This window comes from Pseudomonas sp. IPO3774 (genome assembly GCF_013386835.1).
Classification (GTDB): Bacteria; Pseudomonadota; Gammaproteobacteria; order Pseudomonadales; family Pseudomonadaceae; genus Aquipseudomonas.
The window spans coordinates 39,360-58,903 of the sequence record NZ_JACAQY010000028.1 but is presented as its reverse complement, the minus strand read 5'-3'; the positions used below and the strand labels follow the sequence as shown (position 1 = coordinate 58,903).

The following is a 19,544-nucleotide window of genomic DNA, read 5'->3' as shown; positions in this document are numbered from 1 at the left end:
ATGGGTTATTGAAGCACGAAATAGTCGTAGCGCATCGACACAGTGACCAGCAGCGGTTCGGCGGCTTCGATCACCCGGGCCCGGCGTTCGGCACTCGCGCGCCAGCCGTGGGGCGTCATCGCCAGCAGGTTGGCGCGATCCTTGGGATCGGCCAGGCTGAGCTTGAACTCCAGGGTTTCGCTGTGTTGCAGGCTCATGCCCTGCGGCACCAGCGCCAGGTGCTTGTCGTCGGTGTACTCGCGCACTTCGTCGTACAAACGCTCACGCAGTTCCATCAGGTGGCCGCTGGTGGGGCCGACTTTCATCAAGCCACCGCCCGGGCTGAGCAGGCGCTTGGCCTCCAGCCAGTCCAGCGGGCTGAACACGCTGGCCAGGAACTGGCAACTGGCATCGGCCAACGGCACCCGGGCCATGCTGGCGATCAACCAGGTCACCGTGGGGTTGCGCTTGCAGGCGCGCTTGACCGCTTCCCTGGAAATATCCAGGGCATAACCATCGGCGCGCAGCAGGGCGTCGGCGATCTGTGCGGTGTAGTAACCCTCGCCACAGCCGATATCCAGCCAGCGCTGGGGTTTGCGTTCAGCGGCCAGTTCGGCCAGGCGCCTGGCCACCGGGGCGTAATGCCCGGCGTTGAGGAAGTCGCGGCGCGCTTCCACCATCGCCAGGTTGTCGCCCGGGTCACGGCTGTTCTTGTGCTGCACCGGCAACAGGTTCAGGTAACCCTGGCGCGCCCGGTCGAAACGGTGCCCGGCCGGGCAGGCTACGCCGTTGTCCACTTCATGGAGCGGTGCGCTGCAAATGGGGCAAGCGAGCATCAGGCGAGCAACTTGATCAGGGTCTGGTAGTAGATTTCGGTCAGCACATCGAGGTCGCTGGCGAGGATGCGCTCGTTGACCTGATGGATCGTCGCGTTGACCGGGCCCAGCTCCACCACCTGAGTGCCGAGGGTCGCGATGAAGCGCCCATCGGAGGTGCCGCCGCTGGTGGACGCCTGGGTCTCGCGACCGGTGACGGCCTTGATGCTGGCGGAGACCGCATCGAGCAACGCGCCCGGTTCGGTGAGGAACGGCAGGCCCGACAGCGCCCACTCCACATGCCAGTCCAGGCCATGCTTGTCGAGAATCGCCGCGACCCGCTGCTGCAGGCCTTCGACGGTGGACTCGGTGGAGAAGCGGAAGTTGAACACCGCCGTCAGGTCGCCCGGGATCACGTTGGTGGCGCCGGTGCCGGAGTTGAGGTTGGAAATCTGGAAGCTGGTAGGCGGGAAGAAGGTGTTGCCATCGTCCCAGTGCTCGGCGGCCAGTTCGGCCAGGGCCGGAGCCGCCAGGTGGATCGGGTTCTTCGCCAGGTGCGGGTAGGCCACATGGCCTTGCACGCCGCGCACGGTCAGGGTGGCGCCGAGGGAGCCGCGACGGCCGTTCTTGACCACGTCGCCCACCAGGGTGGTGCTCGACGGTTCGCCGACGATGCACCAGTCCAGGCGCTCCTTGCGGGCTGCCAGGCGTTCGATCACGGCCTTGGTGCCGTGGTGCGCCGGGCCTTCTTCGTCACTGGTGATCAGGAATGCGACCGAACCCTTGTGGTCCGGGTAGTCGGTCACAAATCGCTCGGAAGCGACCAGCATCGCCGCCAGGCTGCCTTTCATGTCGGCTGCGCCACGGCCGCAGAGCATGCCGTTTTCATCGATCAGCGCGTCGAACGGGTCGTTCTGCCAGGCCTTGACCGGGCCGGTCGGCACCACGTCGGTGTGGCCGGCGAAGCACAATACCGGGCCTTCGTGTTTGCCGTGGGTGGCCCAGAAGTTATCCACATCCTCGATGCGCATCGGCTCAAGCGCAAAACCGGCGTCGCCCAGGCGCTGCATCATCAGCTTCTGGCAATCGGCGTCGACCGGCGTCACCGACGGGCGGCGGATCAGGTCGATAGCGAGTTGGAGGGTCGGCGAAAGGTCGGCGTGGGCCGTCATGTAAAAACTCCAGAAGCATGTCAGGGCGCAAGGCTTATGTGGGAGGGGGGGCTTGTGTGGGAGCGGGCTTGCTCGCGAATACGGAGTGTCAGTCAACAATGTATGAACTGACCCGGCGCATTCGCGAGCAAGCCCGCTCCCACACAAAGCAATGGCCTGGGCCAAGTCTCACAAAATGGCCGTTATCTTATAGCAAAACGGCGGCCAGAGGCCGCCGTTTAGTGCATTGCGCAGGATTTTAAGCAGCGGCCACAGGCTCTTGCTTCGGTGCCGGTTTCGGCAGCGACGACAGGAACGCCATGATCAGCGCCGCCACATACGGCAGCGACTGCACCAGCAACATCACCACCCAGAAGCGCATGTCATTGCTCGGCAGGCCCTGCACCAGGTAAATCCCCAGTGCCGCACCCCACAACAGCAGCATGATGAACATCTCTTCCCGGGCTTCGGAGATCGCCACCCAGAAACCGTGGTTATCGGCGTTCTTCGGTGTACGGAAGAACGGAATGCTGGTGGTGAAGAACCCGTACAGCACCGCCTTGGCGATGGTGTGCGACAACGCCAGCCCGGCCAGTGCCGCGCAGAACGCATCTTTCAGGTTCACACCCACCGCACGACGGTAGAGGAAGATGATCTTGCCGACCTTGAACACGAACAACGCCAGTGGCGGGATCGCGAAAATCAGCAGCGGCGGGTCAACCCGCGTCGGCACGATAATCATCGCCGCCGACCACAACAAGGCGCCCACGGTGAAGAAGATGTTCATGCCGTCGGCCACCCACGGCAACCACCCCGCGAGGAAGTGGTAGCGCTGGCCACGGGTCAGCTCGGTGTCCTTGCCGCGCAAGAGGCTCGCAGTGTGGCGCTTGATGATCTGGATCGCGCCGTAGGCCCAGCGGAAACGCTGTTTCTTGAAGTCGATAAAGGTATCGGGCATCAGGCCCTTGCCGTAGCTGTCGTGGTAGTACGCCGCCGACAGGCCCTTCTCGAAGACCCGCAGGCCCAGCTCGGCATCCTCACAGATGCACCAGTCGGCCCAGCCCAGCTCTTCCAGCACCGAGCGGCGGGTCATGGTCATGGTGCCGTGCTGGATGATCGCGTCACGGTCGTTGCGGGTGACCATGCCGATATGGAAGAAGCCTTTGTATTCCGCGTAGCAGAGCTTCTTGAAGGTGCTTTCGTTCTGGTCGCGATAATCCTGTGGCGACTGCACCACGGCGATTTTCGGGTCGGCGAAATGCGGCACCATGTGCTTGAGCCAGTTTGGCGACACGCAGTAATCGGAGTCGATCACCGCGATCACTTCGGCATCCTTGGCGGTGTGCGGGATCAGGTAGTTCAGTGCGCCGCCCTTGAAACCGGCCAGGGGCGAGACGTGGAAGAACTTGAAGCGCGGGCCGAGGGTTTCGCAGTAGTCGCGCACCGGCTCCCACACGGCCGGGTCCTTGGTGTTGTTGTCGATGATCAGGACTTCGTAGTCCGGATAATCGAGGGCGGCCAGGGCGTCGAGGGTCTGTTTGACCATCTCCGGCGGCTCGTTGTAGCACGGCACGTGGATCGAGACTTTCGGGCGGTAGTCCGAATCCCCTTCAACCGGCAGGAATTCACGCCGGCGTTTGTGGGTCCAGACTGCTTCGGCCAGCTCATGGGCTTCGGTCAGCAACACGATAAATACGCCCAGGGCGCCGAGTGCCAGCAGGAAGCCCACCGTCAAGCTGAACCAGGTGCTGTATTGCTGGCTGTAGTCATAACCGATCCACACCAATACCGACCCGCACAGGAACGCGATAAAGGTCAGGAACGTACGGCCGCGCTGGCGCAGGGCCGAGCCGTCGATCATCAGCAGGGTCAGGGACAGCAGCGCAAGCACCACCGAGCCGATCGCCAGCACTCGCCATTGCGGAATCGCGACCACCGGGCCATCAAAGTTGAATTTCTGCTGGCGTGCGGCGTTGAACACGCCCCAATAGGCGCCTACAGAGCCTTCGTCGCTGGCTTTCCATGGCTGGTCAAACGCTTCGATCACGAAGTAGTTGTAGCCCTGGCGGTTCAGCGTGTTAACCAGCGTGCGCAGGTAAATCGCCTGGTCGGCGGGGGAGGCGTCAGCACCGCCACGCATCCGGCCGTTGCTCGGCCAGCCAACCTCCGACAGCAACAGCGGCTTTTTCGGGAAGGTCTTCTTCAGGTCCCGTGCGCGATCGAGGACGAACTGGCCGGCCTTGTCCACCGGGATATGTTCCCAGTACGGCAGGATGTGCGCGGCGATCAGGTCGACGTGCTTGGCCAGTTGCGGGTTGTGTTCCCAGATGTGCCATTGCTCTGAGGTGGTTACGGGCACCTTGACGGCGGCCCGTACCCGATCCAGCAGCACGATCAGCGCTTCCGGAGTGATTTCCTCACGGAACAGCGCCTCGTTGCCCACCACTACCCGCACTACGCTGCGGGAGCTGTTGGCGATTTCGATGGCGCGCTGGATCTCGCGCTCGTTGCGCTCGAGGTCCGGACTGATCCAGATCCCCAGGGTCACCCGCAGGCCGAATTCTTCCGCCAGCTTGGGGATATCCCCCAGGGTGCCGTCGACCGAGTAGGTACGGATGTTGTCCGTCAGCTTGCTCATGATCGCAAGGTCCTGACGCATTTGATCGTCGGTCGGATACTGGTCTTTCTGTGGGTACTGGCCTTGCTGGAACGGCGAGTACGAAAAACCGGAGATCTGCTCGGGCCAGTTAGGGGCATTGACCGGGCGGTTGATCAGCGCCCAGAAGCCGGTGAACAGCGCGGCAATTGCCAGCACCACCACCAGGTTGAGTCCAAATTTACGCGATGACATGGCTATTTCGGGTTCCAAAGGGTGTGGAACGAAAAGAGGTGTCGGCCTGCGCCGAACGGCGCGCATCCTACACTGGCCTTTCACCGACCGTACAGCAAGCCGGGAAAAACCGGACATTGGGCAGTGCAACTCGTCGTAAGTTCTCTTACTTGTAGCTTGTAGTTTAAAACTTGTCGCTGTGTAGCCCTATAATGCGCGCCGGTTTTTGGGGTAATGGTCATGAGTACAGAAGATCCACGGTTTGCCGGCGTCGCGCGCTTGTATGGCATTGAAGGCCTGGAGCGCCTGAAGGCGGCCCATGTGGCCATCGTCGGCGTGGGCGGGGTGGGTTCGTGGGCGGCGGAAGCCATCGCTCGCTGCGGCGTGGGCGAGATTTCGCTGTTTGACCTCGATGATGTATGCGTCAGCAACAGCAACCGCCAGCTGCATGCGCTGGACAGCACCGTGGGCAAGGCCAAGGTCGAGGTCATGGCCGAGCGCCTGAAAGGCATCAACCCGGATTGCACCGTGCACGCGGTGGCGGATTTCGTGACCCGCGAGACGATGGCCGAGTACATCACGCCCAATATCGATTGCGTGATCGACTGCATCGACAGTGTGAACGCCAAGGCCGCACTGATTGCCTGGTGCAAGCGGCGCAAGATCCAGATCATCACCACCGGCGGCGCGGGCGGGCAGATTGATCCGACGTTGATTCAGGTGTGTGACTTGAACCGTACGTTCAATGACCCGCTGGCGTCGAAGGTGCGCTCCACGTTGCGTCGCGATTATGGCTTCTCCCGCACTGTGACCCGCCATTACAGCGTGCCCTGCGTGTTCTCCACCGAACAGCTGCGTTACCCGAAGCCGGACGGCAGCATCTGTTTGCAGAAGAGTTTTGTCGGGGATGGCGTGAAGCTGGACTGCGCCGGCGGGTTTGGCGCGGTGATGATGGTGACTGCGACCTTCGGCATGGTGGCCGCGACCAAGGCGGTGGACAAGATAGTGGCCGGGGTGCGCCGGCCTGCTGACAGGGTCAAGGCCCCTTAGATCTCAGTCTGGAATGAAGATCAAAATGTGGGAGCGGGCTTGCTCGCGAAAGCGGTGTATCAGTCGACATCTCCGGTGACTGACACGCCGCCTTCGCGAGCAAGCCCGCTCCCACATTTAGTTTTGTGTGAGGCTCAGATGCCGCATGCGCTGCAGCACCGCATTCAACCCATTGCTGCGCGACGGCGATAACTGCCGCGACAGGCCCAGTTGCTCAAACCAGCCGGGCAAGTCGACGGCTTGCAGTTCGGCGGCAGACACACCGTTGACCCGCGCCAGCAACAACGCCACCAGCCCGCGTATCAGCCGTGCATCGCTGCTGGCGGCAAACTGCCAATGCCCATCCTGCAAGCGCCCCACCAGCCACACCAGGCTTTCACAGCCCTGCACCAGGTTGGCGTCGACCTTGTCTTCATCCGGCAAGGCGGGCAGCCGCTCGCCCCATTGCATCAGCAGGCGGGCTCGTTGCTCCCAACTGCCGACTGCCTGGAACGCTTCCAGCGCGACAACAGCCTCAGTCGGCAAGCTCATCGCAACATATCCAGGGCTTGATCCAGCGCTTCAAAAAAGCGCTCCAGGTCATCGGAGTCGTTGTACAGCGCCAACGACACCCGAATCGCCCCCGACAATCCCATCTGCTTGAGCAGCGGCATCGCACAATGATGGCCGGCGCGCACCGCAATCCCTTGTTCGGTCAGCAAGTGGGCGAGGTCGGCGTTGTGCACGCCTTCCACCACGAAGCTGGCCAGGGCGACGTGCGGCGACCCCAGCAAGCGCACGCCATTGCGCGCTTGCAAGCCACGCAACAGGTAGTCGTGCAGGGCGGCTTCGTGAGCCGTCACCGCCTGCTGGTCCAGGGAACTCAGGTAATCCAGGGTTGCCCCCAGGCCGATCACGCTGGCGATCGGCGGAGTCCCGGCTTCGAAGCCGAGGGGCGCCGGGCGGAAACTGGCGCTTTGATAATCAGCGTGCTGCACCATCTCGCCCCCAAACTGCCAATGGCGCAGGTGATGCAGGGCTTCGGTGCGGCCATACAGCACGCCGACGCCGTCCGGCCCGTAGAGTTTATGGCTGGAAAACACGTAGAAGTCGCAGCCCAGGGCCTGCATATCATGGCGACCATGCACGATGCCCTGGGCGCCATCGACCACCGTCAGGGCGTCGTGGGCCTTGGCCAGTGCCAGCAAATGCGGCAACGGCTGCCAGGCGCCGAGTACGTTGGACAGTTGGCTCACCGCCAGCAGGCGGGTGCGCGGGCCGATCAGTTGGGCGGCGGCTTGCAGGTCGATCAAGCCGTCATCGTCAAGCGGCAGTACCACCAGCGCCAGCTCGCGACGCTTGGCCAGTTGCTGCCACGGCAGCAGGTTGGCGTGGTGCTCCAGGGCGCTGATGACAATCTCGTCGCCCGGGTTGAATAGGTGCTCAAGGCCATAAGCCAGGAGGTTCAGCGCCGATGTCGCGCCGTGGGTGAAGATGATTTGCCCCTCGTCACCGACGTTCAGCCACTGTGCCACCTTGCTGCGACTGTCCTCGAAAGCCTGGGTCGCATGGGCGCCCGGCAAGTGCTGTGCACGGTGCACATTGGCTGCGCCATTGGCGTAGTAATGGCTGATGGCGTCCAGCAGGGCTTGAGGTTTTTGCGTGGTGGCGGCGTTGTCCAGATAGGTCTGGTCTTGCCGTTGCAGGGTGGCGATGGCCGGAAAATCGGCGCGCCAGGGAGAGGGCACAAGCATGGTGATCAAGACTCGTATAAACGGCCCGCACCGGTCAGGCGCGGGCCGTTAGTGGCATCGAGTCGCTGCTTAGTTGTGAGCGTGCAGCGCTGCGTTCAGTTCGATGGCCGATTTGTGGGTTTTGCACTCCACGGCACCGGTCTCGGAGTTGCGGCGGAACAGCAGGTCCGGTTGGCCGGCCAGCTCGCGGGCCTTGACCACCTTGACCAGCTGGTTCTGCTCGTCCAGCAGCGCAACCTTGGTGCCGGCGGTCACGTACAGGCCCGACTCCACGGTGTTGCGGTCGCCCAACGGGATACCGATACCGGCGTTGGCGCCGATCAGGCAGCCTTCGCCGACCTTGATCACGATGTTGCCGCCACCCGACAGGGTGCCCATGGTGGAGCAACCGCCGCCCAGGTCCGAACCCTTGCCGACGAACACGCCAGCCGACACGCGGCCTTCGATCATGCCCGGGCCTTCGGTACCGGCGTTGAAGTTGACGAAACCTTCGTGCATCACGGTGGTGCCTTCGCCTACGTAGGCGCCCAGGCGGATGCGCGCGGCATCAGCGATACGCACGCCGCTCGGCACCACGTAGTCGGTCATCTTCGGGAACTTGTCCACCGAGAACACTTCCAGCAGGTCGCCACGCAGGCGCGCTTCCAGTTGACGCTCGGCCAGCTCATTGATGTCGATTGCGCCCTGGCTGGTCCAGGCCACGTTCGGCAACTGCGGGAACACACCGGCCAGGCTCAGGCCGTGAGGCTTGACCAGGCGATGGGACAGCAGGTGCAGCTTGAGGTAGGCCTCAGGCGTGGAGGTCAGTGCGGCGTCTTCGGCCAGCAGGGTGGCGACCAGCGGCGTGTGGCTTTCAGCCAGGCGGCTCAACAGGGCGGCTTGGGCAGCGTCGACGCCCTTGAGCGCGTCAGCCAGTTGCAGGGCCTGGGTGACGGTGAAAGTGATCGCCTGGTTGCCTTCGGTGTAACCGAGGATCGGCGCGATGGCCGCGATGATTTCAGCCGATGGATTGAGCAGCGGTTGTGCGTAAAACACTTCCAGCCAAGCACCTTGGCGGTTCTGAGTGCCGACGCCGAAGCCCAGGCTGAACAGGGAATTGGACATGCTGTTACCTCTACAAAAATGGAGTGGGCTGGCCTACTTGAGGGCCGCCGAATAGCTATCTGGCTTGAAGCCAATCAGGGTTTTGTCACCGAGATCAAGCACCGGGCGCTTGATCATCGAGGGTTGCGCGAGCATCAATTCAATGGCTTTCGCTTGGTCGAGATCGGCTTTGCGTTCGTCTTCGAGTTTGCGAAAGGTGGTGCCCGCACGGTTCAAAACCACCTGCCAACCGTGCTCATTGCACCATTGGGTCAAGTGTTCGCGGTCGATACCGGCCGTCTTGTAGTCATGAAACTCATACTGGATAGCGTGCTCATCGAGCCAGGTGCGCGCCTTTTTCATGGTGTCGCAGGCTTTGATGCCGAAAAGGTGCAACGTTTTGCTTGAAGCGGTCAAGGAATTGCCCCCCTTTGGGCTCACGCAGATTAAAGGTCACGGATTATGCCATGGCCAGCGGCTTTCGGCGCCGCTCGTCACACTTACGTTTTGCTCGTGTGCGACTTTTGTGCAAAGGCCATCGCGCAGCATAGGCGGCTAATATGGCACTTCAACGGCGAGTTGTTGCCTGATGTGTGTTGTTGCAAGTTGATTGTCTGGGAATCCCGCGTTATGCAAACCGCCTACACCGTACTTATCCTGCTGATGCTGGTCAGCGTTTCGCGCCTTGTCGGGCGTGTGATCCCACTGCCGTTACCACTCGTGCAGATCGCCGCCGGTGCGTTGCTGGCCTGGCCGACCCTGGGGCTGCATGTCGCCCTGGACCCTGAGTTGTTTCTTTTCCTGTTTCTGCCGCCGCTGCTGTTCTCTGATGGCTGGCGCATGCCCAAGCGTGAATTGTGGCGCCTGCGCGGGCCGATCCTGACGCTGGCGGTGGGGTTGGTGCTGTTTACGGTGGTGGGGGCCGGTTACTTCATTCACTGGTTGTTGCCGAGTATTCCCCTGCCGGTGGCCTTCGCCCTGGCGGCCGTGTTGTCGCCGACGGATGCCGTGGCGGTGTCGGCCATTTCCCAGAACCGCTTGCCGACGCCACTGATGCACATGCTCCAGGGCGAGGCGTTGATGAATGATGCCTCGGGCCTGGTGACCTTCAAGTTCGCCCTGGCGGCGGCGCTGACCGGCGTGTTCTCGCTGGCGGATGCGAGCCTCACCTTTGTGCTGGTGGCCGTGGGTGGCCTGGCGGTCGGTGTGGCGTTGAGCTGGCTGGTCGGCCGCCTGCGTGCCTGGATGATCGCCCGGGGCTGGGACGACCCGGCGACGCACGTGGTGTTCATGTTGTTGCTGCCATTCGCCGCCTACGTGCTGGCGGAACGCCTTGGCGCCTCGGGCATCCTGTCGGCGGTGGCTGCGGGCATGATGCAAAGCTGGCTCGACCTGCTGCCGCGCCAGACCAGCACCCGGTTGCTCAACCGCAGTGTCTGGTCGCTGCTGGAGTTTGCGTTCAACGGCTTGATCTTCCTGCTGCTGGGCCTGCAACTGCCTGACATCATCAAGGCGGTGGTCAGTCACGAGCCGACGCTGTGGCCGACCTTGTTGTATCGCTGCCTGGACGTGATCGCGATTTTCCTGGTGCTGGTGGTGTTGCGGTTTATCTGGGTGCAAAGCATCTGGCGCCTGTCGGGTTTATTGCGCCGGATTCGTGGGAAAAGTGAGCTGACGCTGGTGCCCACCGCGCGGTCCTGCTGGTTGCTGACCGTCGGTGGCGTACGCGGTGCCGTGACCCTGGCGGGTGTGATGTCGGTACCGTTACTGCTTGCGCCGGGGCAGGATTTTCCCGAGCGCGACCTGCTGATCTTCATCGCCGCCGGTGTGATCCTGCTGTCGTTGGTCGCGGCCTGCATCGCTTTGCCGCTGCTGTTGCGCGGCATCGAGAAGAGCCCGGATGAGAAACGCCACAATGAAGTGCGCGAGGCCTGGAAGAAGACCGCCGTGGCTGCTATCCATGCCCTGGAAGCCGAAGAACCCGCTGAAGCTGCACCCCAGGATGCCGCCCAGGCAGCCTTGGCCACCGAGCTCAAGGCGCGGTTGATGTCGGAGTATCGTCATCAACTGGAAGTGTTCAACGATTCGGCCGAAGCCCAGGCGCTGGCGTTGCAGATGGATCAACTGGAGCGCAAGTTGCGGCTCAAGGCCCTGCGGGCGCAGCGTCTGGAACTGTATAGCCTGAGCCGTCACCATCAGATTGGTGATGATGTGCTACGGGAGGTGTTGGCGGATCTGGATATGAGCGAGGCGAATCTGGGTCATATCAAATAACACTGCGGTGCTTGCTTGTGGCGAGGGAGCTTGCTCCCGCTGGGCTGCGTAGCGGCCCCAAAAAAGCGGGAGCGCTGCGCACTCCAGCGGGAGCAAGCTCCCTCGCCACAGCAAGCTCCCTCGCCACATTCAGCGCGGTTATTTATTGCGGGTAATAAAGTCGCGAATCCGCGTCGCCGCTTCCACACACTCTGCCAGCGGCGCAACCAGTGCCAGGCGTACACGCCCGGCGCCCGGGTTGACCCCGTCCACTTCCCGCGACAGGTACGAGCCCGGTACCACGGTCACGTGTTCTTCCACGAACAAGTCCCGGCAGAACGCCGCATCGTCGCCCTTCACATTCGGCCACAGGTAGAAGCCGCCGTCCGGGTTTTGCACGTCCAGCACCGGCTTCAGGATCGCCAGCACCGCATCGAACTTCTCCCGGTACAGGTCACGGTTGGCCTGCACGTGGGCTTCGTCCTGCCAGGCAGCAATGCTCGCCAGTTGGGTTTGCACCGGCATCGCGCAACCGTGGTAGGTGCGGTACAGCAGGAAGCCCTTGAGGATTTCGGCATCGCCGGCCACAAAGCCCGAGCGCAGGCCCGGCAGGTTGGAGCGCTTGGACAGGCTGTGGAACACCACGCAACGCTTGAAGTCCTGGCGGCCCAGTTCCACGCAAGCGCTGAGCAGGCCTGGCGGCGGGGTTTGTTCGTCGAAGTACAGCTCGCTGTAGCACTCGTCGGCGGCGATCACGAAGTCGTATTCGTCAGCCAGGGCGATCAGCTTTTTCAGGGTGTCGACGGGAATCAGTGCACCGGTGGGGTTGCCTGGCGAGCACAGGAACAGGATCTGGCAGCGTTTCCAGATGTCCGGCGATACCGCGTCGAAATCCGGGTTGAAGCCGTTTTCATCCAGGCACGGCAGGTAATGCGGCTTGGCCCCGGCGAGGAACGCAGCCCCTTCGTAGATCTGGTAGAACGGGTTCGGGCTGACCACCAGCGCGTCGTCGCCGCGGTTGACCACGGTCTGGGTGAAGGCGAACAGCGCTTCACGGGTGCCGTTCACCGGCAGGATGTTGCGCGCCGGGTCAAGCCAGCCCTTGGGCACGCTGAAACGGCGTTCACACCAGGCGCCAATGGCTTCGCGCAGGGCGGGAATGCCCAGGGTGGTGGGGTACACCGCCATCTGGTCCAGGTTGTTGGCCAGCGCCTCGGCGACAAACTGCGGGGATTTGTGCTTCGGCTCACCGATGGACAGGGCGATGGGGCGTTTGTCCGGGTTCGGCGTGACGCTGCCCAGCAGGACGCGCAATTTCTCGAACGGGTAGGGCTGCAGTTGGTTCAGGGCGTTGTTCATCGATAAATCTCGTTCAATTCATTGGAAGCTGAAAATGGGCGGTCGGTCAGATGCTCAAGCGTGACATCTCGACGCCGGTCTCCTGATTGACGCTCAACTGCTGGACGATGGCTTCCTGCAAGCGTCGGCACAGTTCAGGGTCGGAAAGCGGCTGGTTGTCGGCATCGGTAATGAAGAACACGTCTTCCACCCGCTCGCCCAGGGTCGCAATCTTGGCGTTCTGCAACGACAGGTCGAACTCCAGGAAGATCGTGCCGATCCGTGCCAGCAGGCCCGGGCGGTCCGGCGCGCTGAGTTCCAGCACCGTCACCGGGCGCTGGGCGTCGTTGTGGATGGTCACCTCGGGGGCAAAAGCAAAGTGCTTGAGCTGGCGCGGCACCCGACGCTGGATGATGGTCGGGTAGTCGTCAGGATTGCGCAGCGCGTCGGTGAGGCCTTTGCGGATCTTTTTCACCCGCTCCGGGTTGTCGCCGATGGACTCGCCTTCTGTGTCGAGCACGATGTAGGTGTCGAGGGTGAACTGGCTGCTGGAGGTGATGACCCGGGCGTCGTGAATGTTCAGGTTGAGCTGGTCCATCGCCGCCACGGTCACGGCGAAGAAGTCGTGCTGGTCGGGCGCGTAGATGAAGATCTGGGTGCCACCCTCGAACTCGCGCTGGGTGGTTTCCTTGATCAGCACCAGTGGGCCGCCATCGGCCGGCTGCTGCAGGATCGCGTCGCTGTGCCAGGCCACGTCGCCGGCGGTGTGGCGCAGGAAGTAGTCGTCTCCCAGTTGCGACCAGAGTTGCTCGACGTCGTCCGGGTCATTGCCGCCACGCACCAGAATATCCAGGGCCGCGCTTTGGGTGCGGCGGATCTGTTCTTCGCGGTCCACCGGGTTCTCGAGGCCGCGACGCAGCGCGCGCTTGGTCTCGGTGTAGAGCTGGCGCAACAGGCTGGCGCGCCAGGAGTTCCACAGCGTCGGGTTGGTGGCGTTGATGTCGGACACGGTGAGCACGTACAGGTAGTCGAGGCGGGTTTCATCGCCGACGGCCTGGGCAAAATCGTGGATCACCTGCGGGTCGGACAAGTCCTTGCGCTGGGCGGTGGTGGACATCACCAGGTGGTTCTGCACCAGCCACACGATCAGGCGGCTGTCCCACAGCGGCAACTGGTGACGCTGGCAGAACGCTTCGGCGTCCACTGCGCCAATTTCCGAGTGATCACCATGCCGGCCCTTGCCGATGTCGTGGTACAGGCCGGCGAGGTAGATCAATTCCGGCTTGGGCAGACGCGCCATGAGCTTGCTGGCCAGCGGGAATTTCTCTGACACCTGGGTGTACTGCAACTTACGCAGGTGCTTGATCAGGTTCAGGGTGTGGGCGTCCACCGTGTAGATGTGGAACAGGTCGTGCTGCATCTGCCCGACGATAAAACCGAACTCCGGCAGGTAGCGCCCCAGGATCCCGTAGCGGTTCATGCGCCGCAGGTTGCGGTGGATGCCGATCTTGCACTTGAACAGCTCGATAAACAGGCTGGTATTGCGGATGTCGTGGCGGAAATCGTCGTCGATCAGGTGACGGTTTTCCCGCAGCAGGCGAATGGTGTCGGCGCGTACGCCCTTGATTTCCGGCTGCTGGGCCATCAACACGAAGATTTCCAGCATGGCGAACGGCGTGCGTTTGAACACGTTGTCGTTGCGTGCCTCGATATAGCCATCGTGGAGCTGGAAGCGCGCGTTGATCGGCTGCGGCGGTGCTTCGTCTTCCGGGGCCAGGATCACTTCTTCGAAGTGCTGGATGATCAGGTCGCTGAGCTGGGCAATGCTCATCACCACGCGGTAGTACTGCTGCATGAAACTTTCGATGCTGGTCTTCGCGTCTTCGCCTTCAAACCCCAGCAGGGTGGCGATGGAGCGCTGGTGGTCGAACAGCAGGCGGTCTTCGGAGCGCCCGGCCAGCATGTGCAGCGCGTAGCGCACTTTCCAGAGGAATTCCTGGGAGGAGGCCAGCAGGGCGTTTTCGCTCTCCACCAGGAAGCCTTCCCCGGCCAGGGCGCGCAGGTTCAGGGTGCCGTACTGGCGACGGGCGACCCACAAAATCGTCTGGATGTCCCGCAGCCCGCCCGGTGAGCCTTTGACGTTGGGTTCCAGGTTGTATTCGGTGTCGTTGTACTTGTGGTGCCGGGCTTTCTGCTCGGCACGCTTGGCCAGGAAGAAGTCCTTGCTTGGCCACATGTGCGCGGTGCTGGTGACTTCCAGCATGCGCTGGCGCAGGCGCTCGGGGCCGGCGATGGTGCGGCTTTCCATCAGGTTGGTGATCACCGTCAGGTCGGCGCGGGCTTCCTGGGCACACTCGTCCACCGAGCGTACGCTTTGGCCGACTTCCAGGCCGATGTCCCACAACAGCGTCAGAAAACGCTCGATGGAGTCGCGAAAGATCTCGTGATCGGCGCTGTCCAGCAAGATCAGCAGGTCGATGTCGGAGTAGGGGTGCAGTTCGCCACGGCCGTAGCCGCCGACCGCCACCAGGGCGATATCGGCGTCTTCACTCCAGCTGAACTGTTCCCAGGCCTTTTGCAGGATGTTGTCGACGAACCAGGCGCGGTCCTCGATCAGCCGGCGGATATCGCGGCCGGTACGAAAGCGCCCGTCGAGCACCTCGCGGGCCTGACGAATGGCCTTCTTGAAGGCGGCGATGGGGCTGGCCTTCAGTGCCAGTTCCGCCTGGAACTGGCCACGGTCGAAGAGTTCGGGATCCACCTGGGGCATCGATCGGTTTTCCTTTCTATCTATGGGTCACAGCGTCGCTATTAGAAAACCGGTGCAAACATTACGCCGAAACGCGGGGAATCGTGTCGTCGGCACGCAGGGTGAAGATCTCGTAGCCGGTGTCGGTCACCAGCAGGGTGTGTTCCCACTGCGCCGAGAGCTTGCGGTCCTTGGTGATGGCGGTCCAGCCGTCGCCCAGCACCTTGGTGTCGGCCTTGCCCTGGTTGATCATCGGCTCGATGGTGAAGGTCATGCCTGCCTTGAGTTCCATGCCGGTGCCGGCGCGGCCGTAGTGCAGGATCTGTGGCTCTTCGTGGAACACCTTGCCGATGCCGTGGCCGCAGAACTCGCGCACCACCGAGAAGCCGTTCTTTTCAGCGTGCTTCTGGATGATTTCACCGATGTCGCCCAGGCGGCAGCCAGGCTTGACGATCTCGATGGCCTTGTACATGCATTCCTGGGTGACTTGCGACAGGCGCTCGGCCCAGACCGGCACGGTGCCGACGTGGAACATGCGGCTGGTGTCGCCGTGGTAGCCGTCCTTGATGACGGTGACGTCGATGTTCAGGGTGTCGCCGTCCTTCAGCGGCTTGTCGCCGGGAATCCCGTGGCACACCACGTGGTTGATCGAGGTGCAGATCGACTTGGGGAAACCCTTGTAGTTCAGCGGCGCAGGGATGGCCTTTTGCACGTCGACGATATAGTCGTGGCAAATGCGGTCCAGCGCTTCGGTGGTGACGCCGGGCTTGACGTGTTCGGCAATCATTTCCAGGACGTCGGCAGCCAGTTTGCCGGCAACACGCATGCCAGCGATATCTTCGGCGGTTTTGAGGGTTACGGTCATACAGGCTCTCTCTAGCGCGACGCGCTGAAATCAATACGGTTTACGGGTGTGCGACAAAAGGTTGCAGAATTCGCACAAGCCCAAAAAACGCGATTCTAGCAGACGCAAGGGTGAAACCATGAGCGTCTGGCGATCGCTTCTGTCTATAAGGATGGGGGCATTCTGGCTCTATTCAAAGGCTTAGGCAAAAGCGACTGACGGCAAATGTGATTGCGGGTTTCGTTTTTGCAAGCTCTGTGGTATAAAATGCGCCGCTTTCCGGGGATACCCCGCAAAGCTTAAATCCACACACGTGTCGACACGATGACCTGGGTGCCGGAGGCGAATGCCGCTGGTTGGTCATTGGGATACGTGGAGGCCAAACCCGACTTATTAAGGAACTATCATGTCCCAAGTCAACATGCGCGATATGCTGAAGGCCGGTGTGCACTTCGGTCACCAGACCCGTTACTGGAACCCGAAAATGGGTAAATACATTTTCGGCGCGCGTAACAAGATCCACATCATCAACCTTGAAAAAACCCTGCCAATGTTCAACGAAGCTCTGACTTTCGTAGAGCGCCTGGCCCAGGGCAAAAACAAGATTCTGTTCGTCGGCACCAAGCGTTCCGCTGGCAAGATCGTTGCTGAAGAAGCAGCACGTTGCGGTTCGCCGTACGTCGATCACCGCTGGTTGGGCGGCATGCTGACCAACTTCAAAACCATCCGTGCTTCCATCAAGCGTCTGCGTGACCTTGAAGTGCAAGCCGAAGACGGTACTTTCGCCAAGCTGACCAAGAAAGAGGCGCTGATGCGCACTCGCGACCTGGAAAAGCTCGATCGTTCCCTGGGTGGTATCAAGGACATGGGCGGTCTGCCTGACGCACTGTTCGTTATCGATGTTGATCACGAGCGCATCGCGATCACCGAAGCCAACAAGCTGGGCATCCCGGTTATCGGCGTAGTCGATACCAACAGCAGCCCGGAAGGCGTTGACTACATCATCCCAGGCAACGATGACGCAATCCGCGCTATCCAGCTGTACATGGGTTCGATGGCTGACGCTGTAATCCGTGGTCGCAACCACGTTGCTGGCGGTACCGAGCAGTTCGTTGAAGAAGCTCCGGTAGCTGCAGCTGAGTAACTGACGCCTTGGCGTTGACTCAGTAAGCAAAAAGGGGGCTTGGCCCCCTTTTTGCCACCTCGAAAACCATTTGTCGGCAGCGCAGCTACAACATTTGTAACGTGCAGCGGCCTACAAGGGTGGTTCGGGAAGAATTGATCGCCCGTTCAATCGGGTGGAATGGTTGAAAACCTATCCAAGAGGATTTTGAAAATGGCAGAGATTACTGCAGCGTTGGTTAAAGAACTGCGTGAGCGTACCGGCGAAGGCATGATGGATTGCAAAAAGGCCTTGACCAAGGCCGGCGGCGACATCGAAAAAGCCATTGATGACATGCGTGCTTCGGGCGCCATCAAGGCTGCCAAGAAAGCAGGCAACGTCGCTGCTGAAGGCGCCATCGCAATCAAGGAAGACGGCAAATCGGCCGTTATCCTGGAAGTTAACTCGCAGACCGACTTCCTGGCCCTGCAAGACGACTTCAAGAACTTCGTCGCTGCCAGCGTTGAAAAAGCATTCGCTGACAAGCTGACCGACGCGGCTCCGCTGATCGAAGCTCAAGAAGCTGATCGTCTGGTTCTGGTGGGTAAAGTGGGCGAGAACGTTAACATTCGTCGCCTGACCCGCGTTGAAGGTGACGTTGTGGGTGCTTACCTGCACGGCAACAAGATCGGTGTTGTGGTTGCCCTGAAAGGCGGCAACGTTGAACTGGCCAAAGACATCGCTATGCACGTAGCGGCCAGCAACCCTGAATTCCTGCTGCCATCGGAAGTTTCTGCTGAAGCCATCGAACGCGAGAAAGCCGTGTTCCTGCAGCTGAACGAAGAGAAAATCAAAGGCAAGCCTGAAAACATCGTTGAAAACATGGTCAAGGGCCGTATCAGCAAGTTCCTGGCTGAGGCTTCCCTGGTTGAGCAGGCGTTCGTCAAGAACCCTGAAATCAAGGTTGGCGAACTGGCCAAGAAAGCCGGTGCTGAAATCGTTTCCTTCACCTACTACAAAGTAGGCGACGGCATCGAGAAGCCGGTCGACAACTTCGCTGAAGAAGTTGCTGCCCAGCTGGCTGCCACCAAGAAGTAAGACAGTTTTTAACTGTCGCCCAAAAGAGGCTGCCCGCTTACGCGCGCAGCCTCTTTTCAAATGGGGTGATCGATTTTTATTGGTTTCCCTTTGGAACTGGCTTACAAAGCCGTGTTCCGATGGCGCTGTGACAGCGTCAAGCTAGAGTGAACGCAGGCCGTAAACGGCTTGCCAAGAATTTTCAAAAAATACGCCGCAGGAGAGATTCGCAATGGCTCAGCAGGGCAGTGGTCATCAGGCTCGCTATAAACGCATTCTACTCAAGCTTAGCGGCGAGGCCCTGATGGGCTCGGAAGAGTTTGGGATCGATCCCAAAGTACTCGATCGCATGGCGCTGGAAGTCGGCCAACTGGTCGGTATCGGTGTCCAGGTCGGTCTGGTGATCGGCGGCGGCAACCTGTTCCGTGGCGCGGCACTCAGCGCTGCCGGCATGGATCGGGTGACAGGCGACCACATGGGCATGCTGGCCACTGTGATGAACGCCCTGGCCATGCGTGATGCGCTGGAGCGCGCCAATATCACCGCGATCGTGATGTCGGCTATTTCCATGGTTGGCGTAACGGATCACTATGATCGTCGCAAGGCCATGCGTCACCTGGATGCCAAGGAAGTCGTGATTTTTGCGGCCGGTACCGGCAACCCATTCTTTACCACCGATTCGGCAGCTTGCCTGCGTGGTATCGAGATCAACGCGGACGTGGTGCTCAAGGCCACCAAGGTTGACGGTGTCTACACTGCAGACCCATTCAAAGACCCACATGCCGAGAAGTTCGATCATCTGACTTATGATGAAGTACTGGATCGCAAGCTGGGCGTGATGGACCTGACGGCAATTTGCTTGTGCCGCGACCACAAGATGCCGCTGCGCGTATTTAACATGAACAAGCCCGGCGCCCTGCTGAACATCGTACACGGCGGCGCGGAAGGGACTCTGATCGAGGAAATCGAACAATGATCAACGAAATCAAAAAAGACGCTCAAGAGCGCATGCAAAAATCCCTGGAATCCCTGAACCATGCGTTTGGCCAGATTCGTACCGGCAAGGCCCACCCAAGCATCCTGGGCAGCGTGATGGTGCCTTACTACGGCGCTGATACCTCGATCACCCAAGTGGCCAACATCACTGTAAAAGATTCGCGCACCCTGCAAGTCGTTGCTTTCGAGCGCAACATGCTCGGCGCCGTCGACAAGGCCATCCAGAGCGCCGGTTTGAACCTCAATCCGACCAACCTGGGCGAATTGCTGCTGATCTCCATGCCTGCCCTGACCGAAGAAACCCGCAAGGGCTTCACCAAGCAGGCGCGCAGTGCAGCGGAAGACGCGCGTGTTGCCGTGCGCAACATCCGTCGTGATGCCTTGGGTGACCTGAAGAAGCTGGTCAAGGACAAGGAAATCAGCGAAGACGAAGAGCGCCGTGCCGTTGCTGATATCGACAAGCTGACTAAAGATGCCGAGGCCCAGATCACCAAGGCCACGGAAGATAAAGAAAAGGACCTGATGGCCGTATAAGGGGTCAGGA

At 61.2% G+C, this 19,544-nt stretch carries 16 protein-coding genes; 6 read left to right on the top strand and 10 right to left on the bottom strand.

Annotated features, from left to right (window positions below; all coding sequences use genetic code 11):
• Positions 1-5: 5 nt before the first annotated feature.
• The 3 genes from HYE77_RS16745 to HYE77_RS16735 form a co-directional block, all read right to left on the bottom strand.
• Positions 6-815 carry a putative RNA methyltransferase gene (locus tag HYE77_RS16745; RefSeq protein WP_003219351.1) on the bottom strand — a complete coding sequence of 270 codons (810 nt, stop codon included), beginning with the start codon at positions 813-815 and terminating at the stop codon, positions 6-8.
• Entirely contained in the window at positions 815-1,966 is a 1,152-nt protein-coding gene (gene dapE, locus HYE77_RS16740; protein ID WP_008430488.1) for a succinyl-diaminopimelate desuccinylase, read from the bottom strand. The genes HYE77_RS16745 and dapE overlap by 1 nt, the downstream gene beginning before the upstream one ends.
• A gap of 238 nt (positions 1,967-2,204) precedes the next feature.
• Positions 2,205-4,796, bottom strand: coding sequence for a glycosyltransferase (locus tag HYE77_RS16735; protein ID WP_003219347.1), 2,592 nt, complete (start codon positions 4,794-4,796; stop codon positions 2,205-2,207).
• A gap of 219 nt (positions 4,797-5,015) precedes the next feature.
• Between HYE77_RS16735 and tcdA the strand changes: the two genes are divergently transcribed.
• Positions 5,016-5,825, top strand: a complete 810-nt coding sequence (tcdA, locus tag HYE77_RS16730; RefSeq protein WP_003219345.1) for a tRNA cyclic N6-threonylcarbamoyladenosine(37) synthase TcdA — start codon at positions 5,016-5,018, stop codon at positions 5,823-5,825.
• A 117-nt stretch (positions 5,826-5,942) separates the two neighbouring features.
• Here the strand turns inward: tcdA and HYE77_RS16725 are convergent, their stop codons facing one another.
• The 4 genes from HYE77_RS16725 to HYE77_RS16710 form a co-directional block, all read right to left on the bottom strand.
• On the bottom strand, positions 5,943-6,356 hold the full coding sequence (locus HYE77_RS16725) for a SufE family protein (protein WP_177069010.1): 414 nt from the start codon (positions 6,354-6,356) through the stop codon (positions 5,943-5,945).
• The gene (locus HYE77_RS16720) at positions 6,353-7,558 is read right to left on the bottom strand and encodes an aminotransferase class V-fold PLP-dependent enzyme (protein WP_177069009.1); all 1,206 of its coding nucleotides are present in this window, start codon (positions 7,556-7,558) and stop codon (positions 6,353-6,355) included. Before HYE77_RS16720 ends, HYE77_RS16725 begins: the two co-directional genes overlap by 4 nt.
• Positions 7,559-7,627: 69 nt before the next feature.
• Positions 7,628-8,662, bottom strand: coding sequence for a 2,3,4,5-tetrahydropyridine-2,6-dicarboxylate N-succinyltransferase (dapD, locus tag HYE77_RS16715; protein ID WP_003219342.1), 1,035 nt, complete (start codon positions 8,660-8,662; stop codon positions 7,628-7,630).
• A gap of 33 nt (positions 8,663-8,695) precedes the next feature.
• Positions 8,696-9,058 carry an ArsC family reductase gene (locus HYE77_RS16710; RefSeq protein ID WP_003219341.1) on the bottom strand — a complete coding sequence of 121 codons (363 nt, stop codon included), beginning with the start codon at positions 9,056-9,058 and terminating at the stop codon, positions 8,696-8,698.
• Between the two features lie 213 nt (positions 9,059-9,271).
• On the opposite strand from HYE77_RS16710, the gene HYE77_RS16705 reads away from it, so the two are divergent.
• Positions 9,272-10,915 carry a Na+/H+ antiporter gene (locus HYE77_RS16705; RefSeq protein ID WP_003219338.1) on the top strand — a complete coding sequence of 548 codons (1,644 nt, stop codon included), beginning with the start codon at positions 9,272-9,274 and terminating at the stop codon, positions 10,913-10,915.
• A gap of 138 nt (positions 10,916-11,053) precedes the next feature.
• On the opposite strand, the gene dapC is transcribed toward HYE77_RS16705, so the two are convergent.
• The 3 genes from dapC to map all read right to left on the bottom strand — a co-directional run bounded on the left by dapC (position 11,054) and on the right by map (position 15,846).
• Positions 11,054-12,253 carry a succinyldiaminopimelate transaminase gene (gene dapC / locus HYE77_RS16700; RefSeq protein ID WP_177069008.1) on the bottom strand — a complete coding sequence of 400 codons (1,200 nt, stop codon included), beginning with the start codon at positions 12,251-12,253 and terminating at the stop codon, positions 11,054-11,056.
• 46 nt (positions 12,254-12,299) lie between these two features.
• The gene (locus HYE77_RS16695) at positions 12,300-15,002 is read right to left on the bottom strand and encodes a [protein-PII] uridylyltransferase (RefSeq protein WP_003219334.1); all 2,703 of its coding nucleotides are present in this window, start codon (positions 15,000-15,002) and stop codon (positions 12,300-12,302) included.
• 61 nt (positions 15,003-15,063) lie between these two features.
• The gene (gene map, locus HYE77_RS16690) at positions 15,064-15,846 is read right to left on the bottom strand and encodes a type I methionyl aminopeptidase (RefSeq protein WP_003219332.1); all 783 of its coding nucleotides are present in this window, start codon (positions 15,844-15,846) and stop codon (positions 15,064-15,066) included.
• A gap of 385 nt (positions 15,847-16,231) precedes the next feature.
• Here map and rpsB point away from each other — a divergent pair, with 385 nt between their 5' ends.
• From rpsB to frr, 4 genes are all read left to right on the top strand, one after another.
• On the top strand, positions 16,232-16,969 hold the full coding sequence (rpsB, locus tag HYE77_RS16685) for a 30S ribosomal protein S2 (RefSeq protein ID WP_003219330.1): 738 nt from the start codon (positions 16,232-16,234) through the stop codon (positions 16,967-16,969).
• A 192-nt stretch (positions 16,970-17,161) separates the two neighbouring features.
• Positions 17,162-18,025 (top strand): translation elongation factor Ts, encoded by an 864-nt coding sequence (gene tsf / locus HYE77_RS16680; protein WP_008432237.1) that lies wholly within the window; start codon positions 17,162-17,164, stop codon positions 18,023-18,025.
• Positions 18,026-18,236: 211 nt separating this feature from the next.
• Complete coding sequence (gene pyrH / locus HYE77_RS16675) at positions 18,237-18,980, top strand: UMP kinase (RefSeq protein ID WP_003219327.1); 744 nt, start codon at positions 18,237-18,239, stop codon at positions 18,978-18,980.
• Entirely contained in the window at positions 18,977-19,534 is a 558-nt protein-coding gene (gene frr, locus HYE77_RS16670) for a ribosome recycling factor (RefSeq protein ID WP_003219325.1), read from the top strand. Before pyrH ends, frr begins: the two co-directional genes overlap by 4 nt.
• Positions 19,535-19,544: the final 10 nt, after the last annotated feature.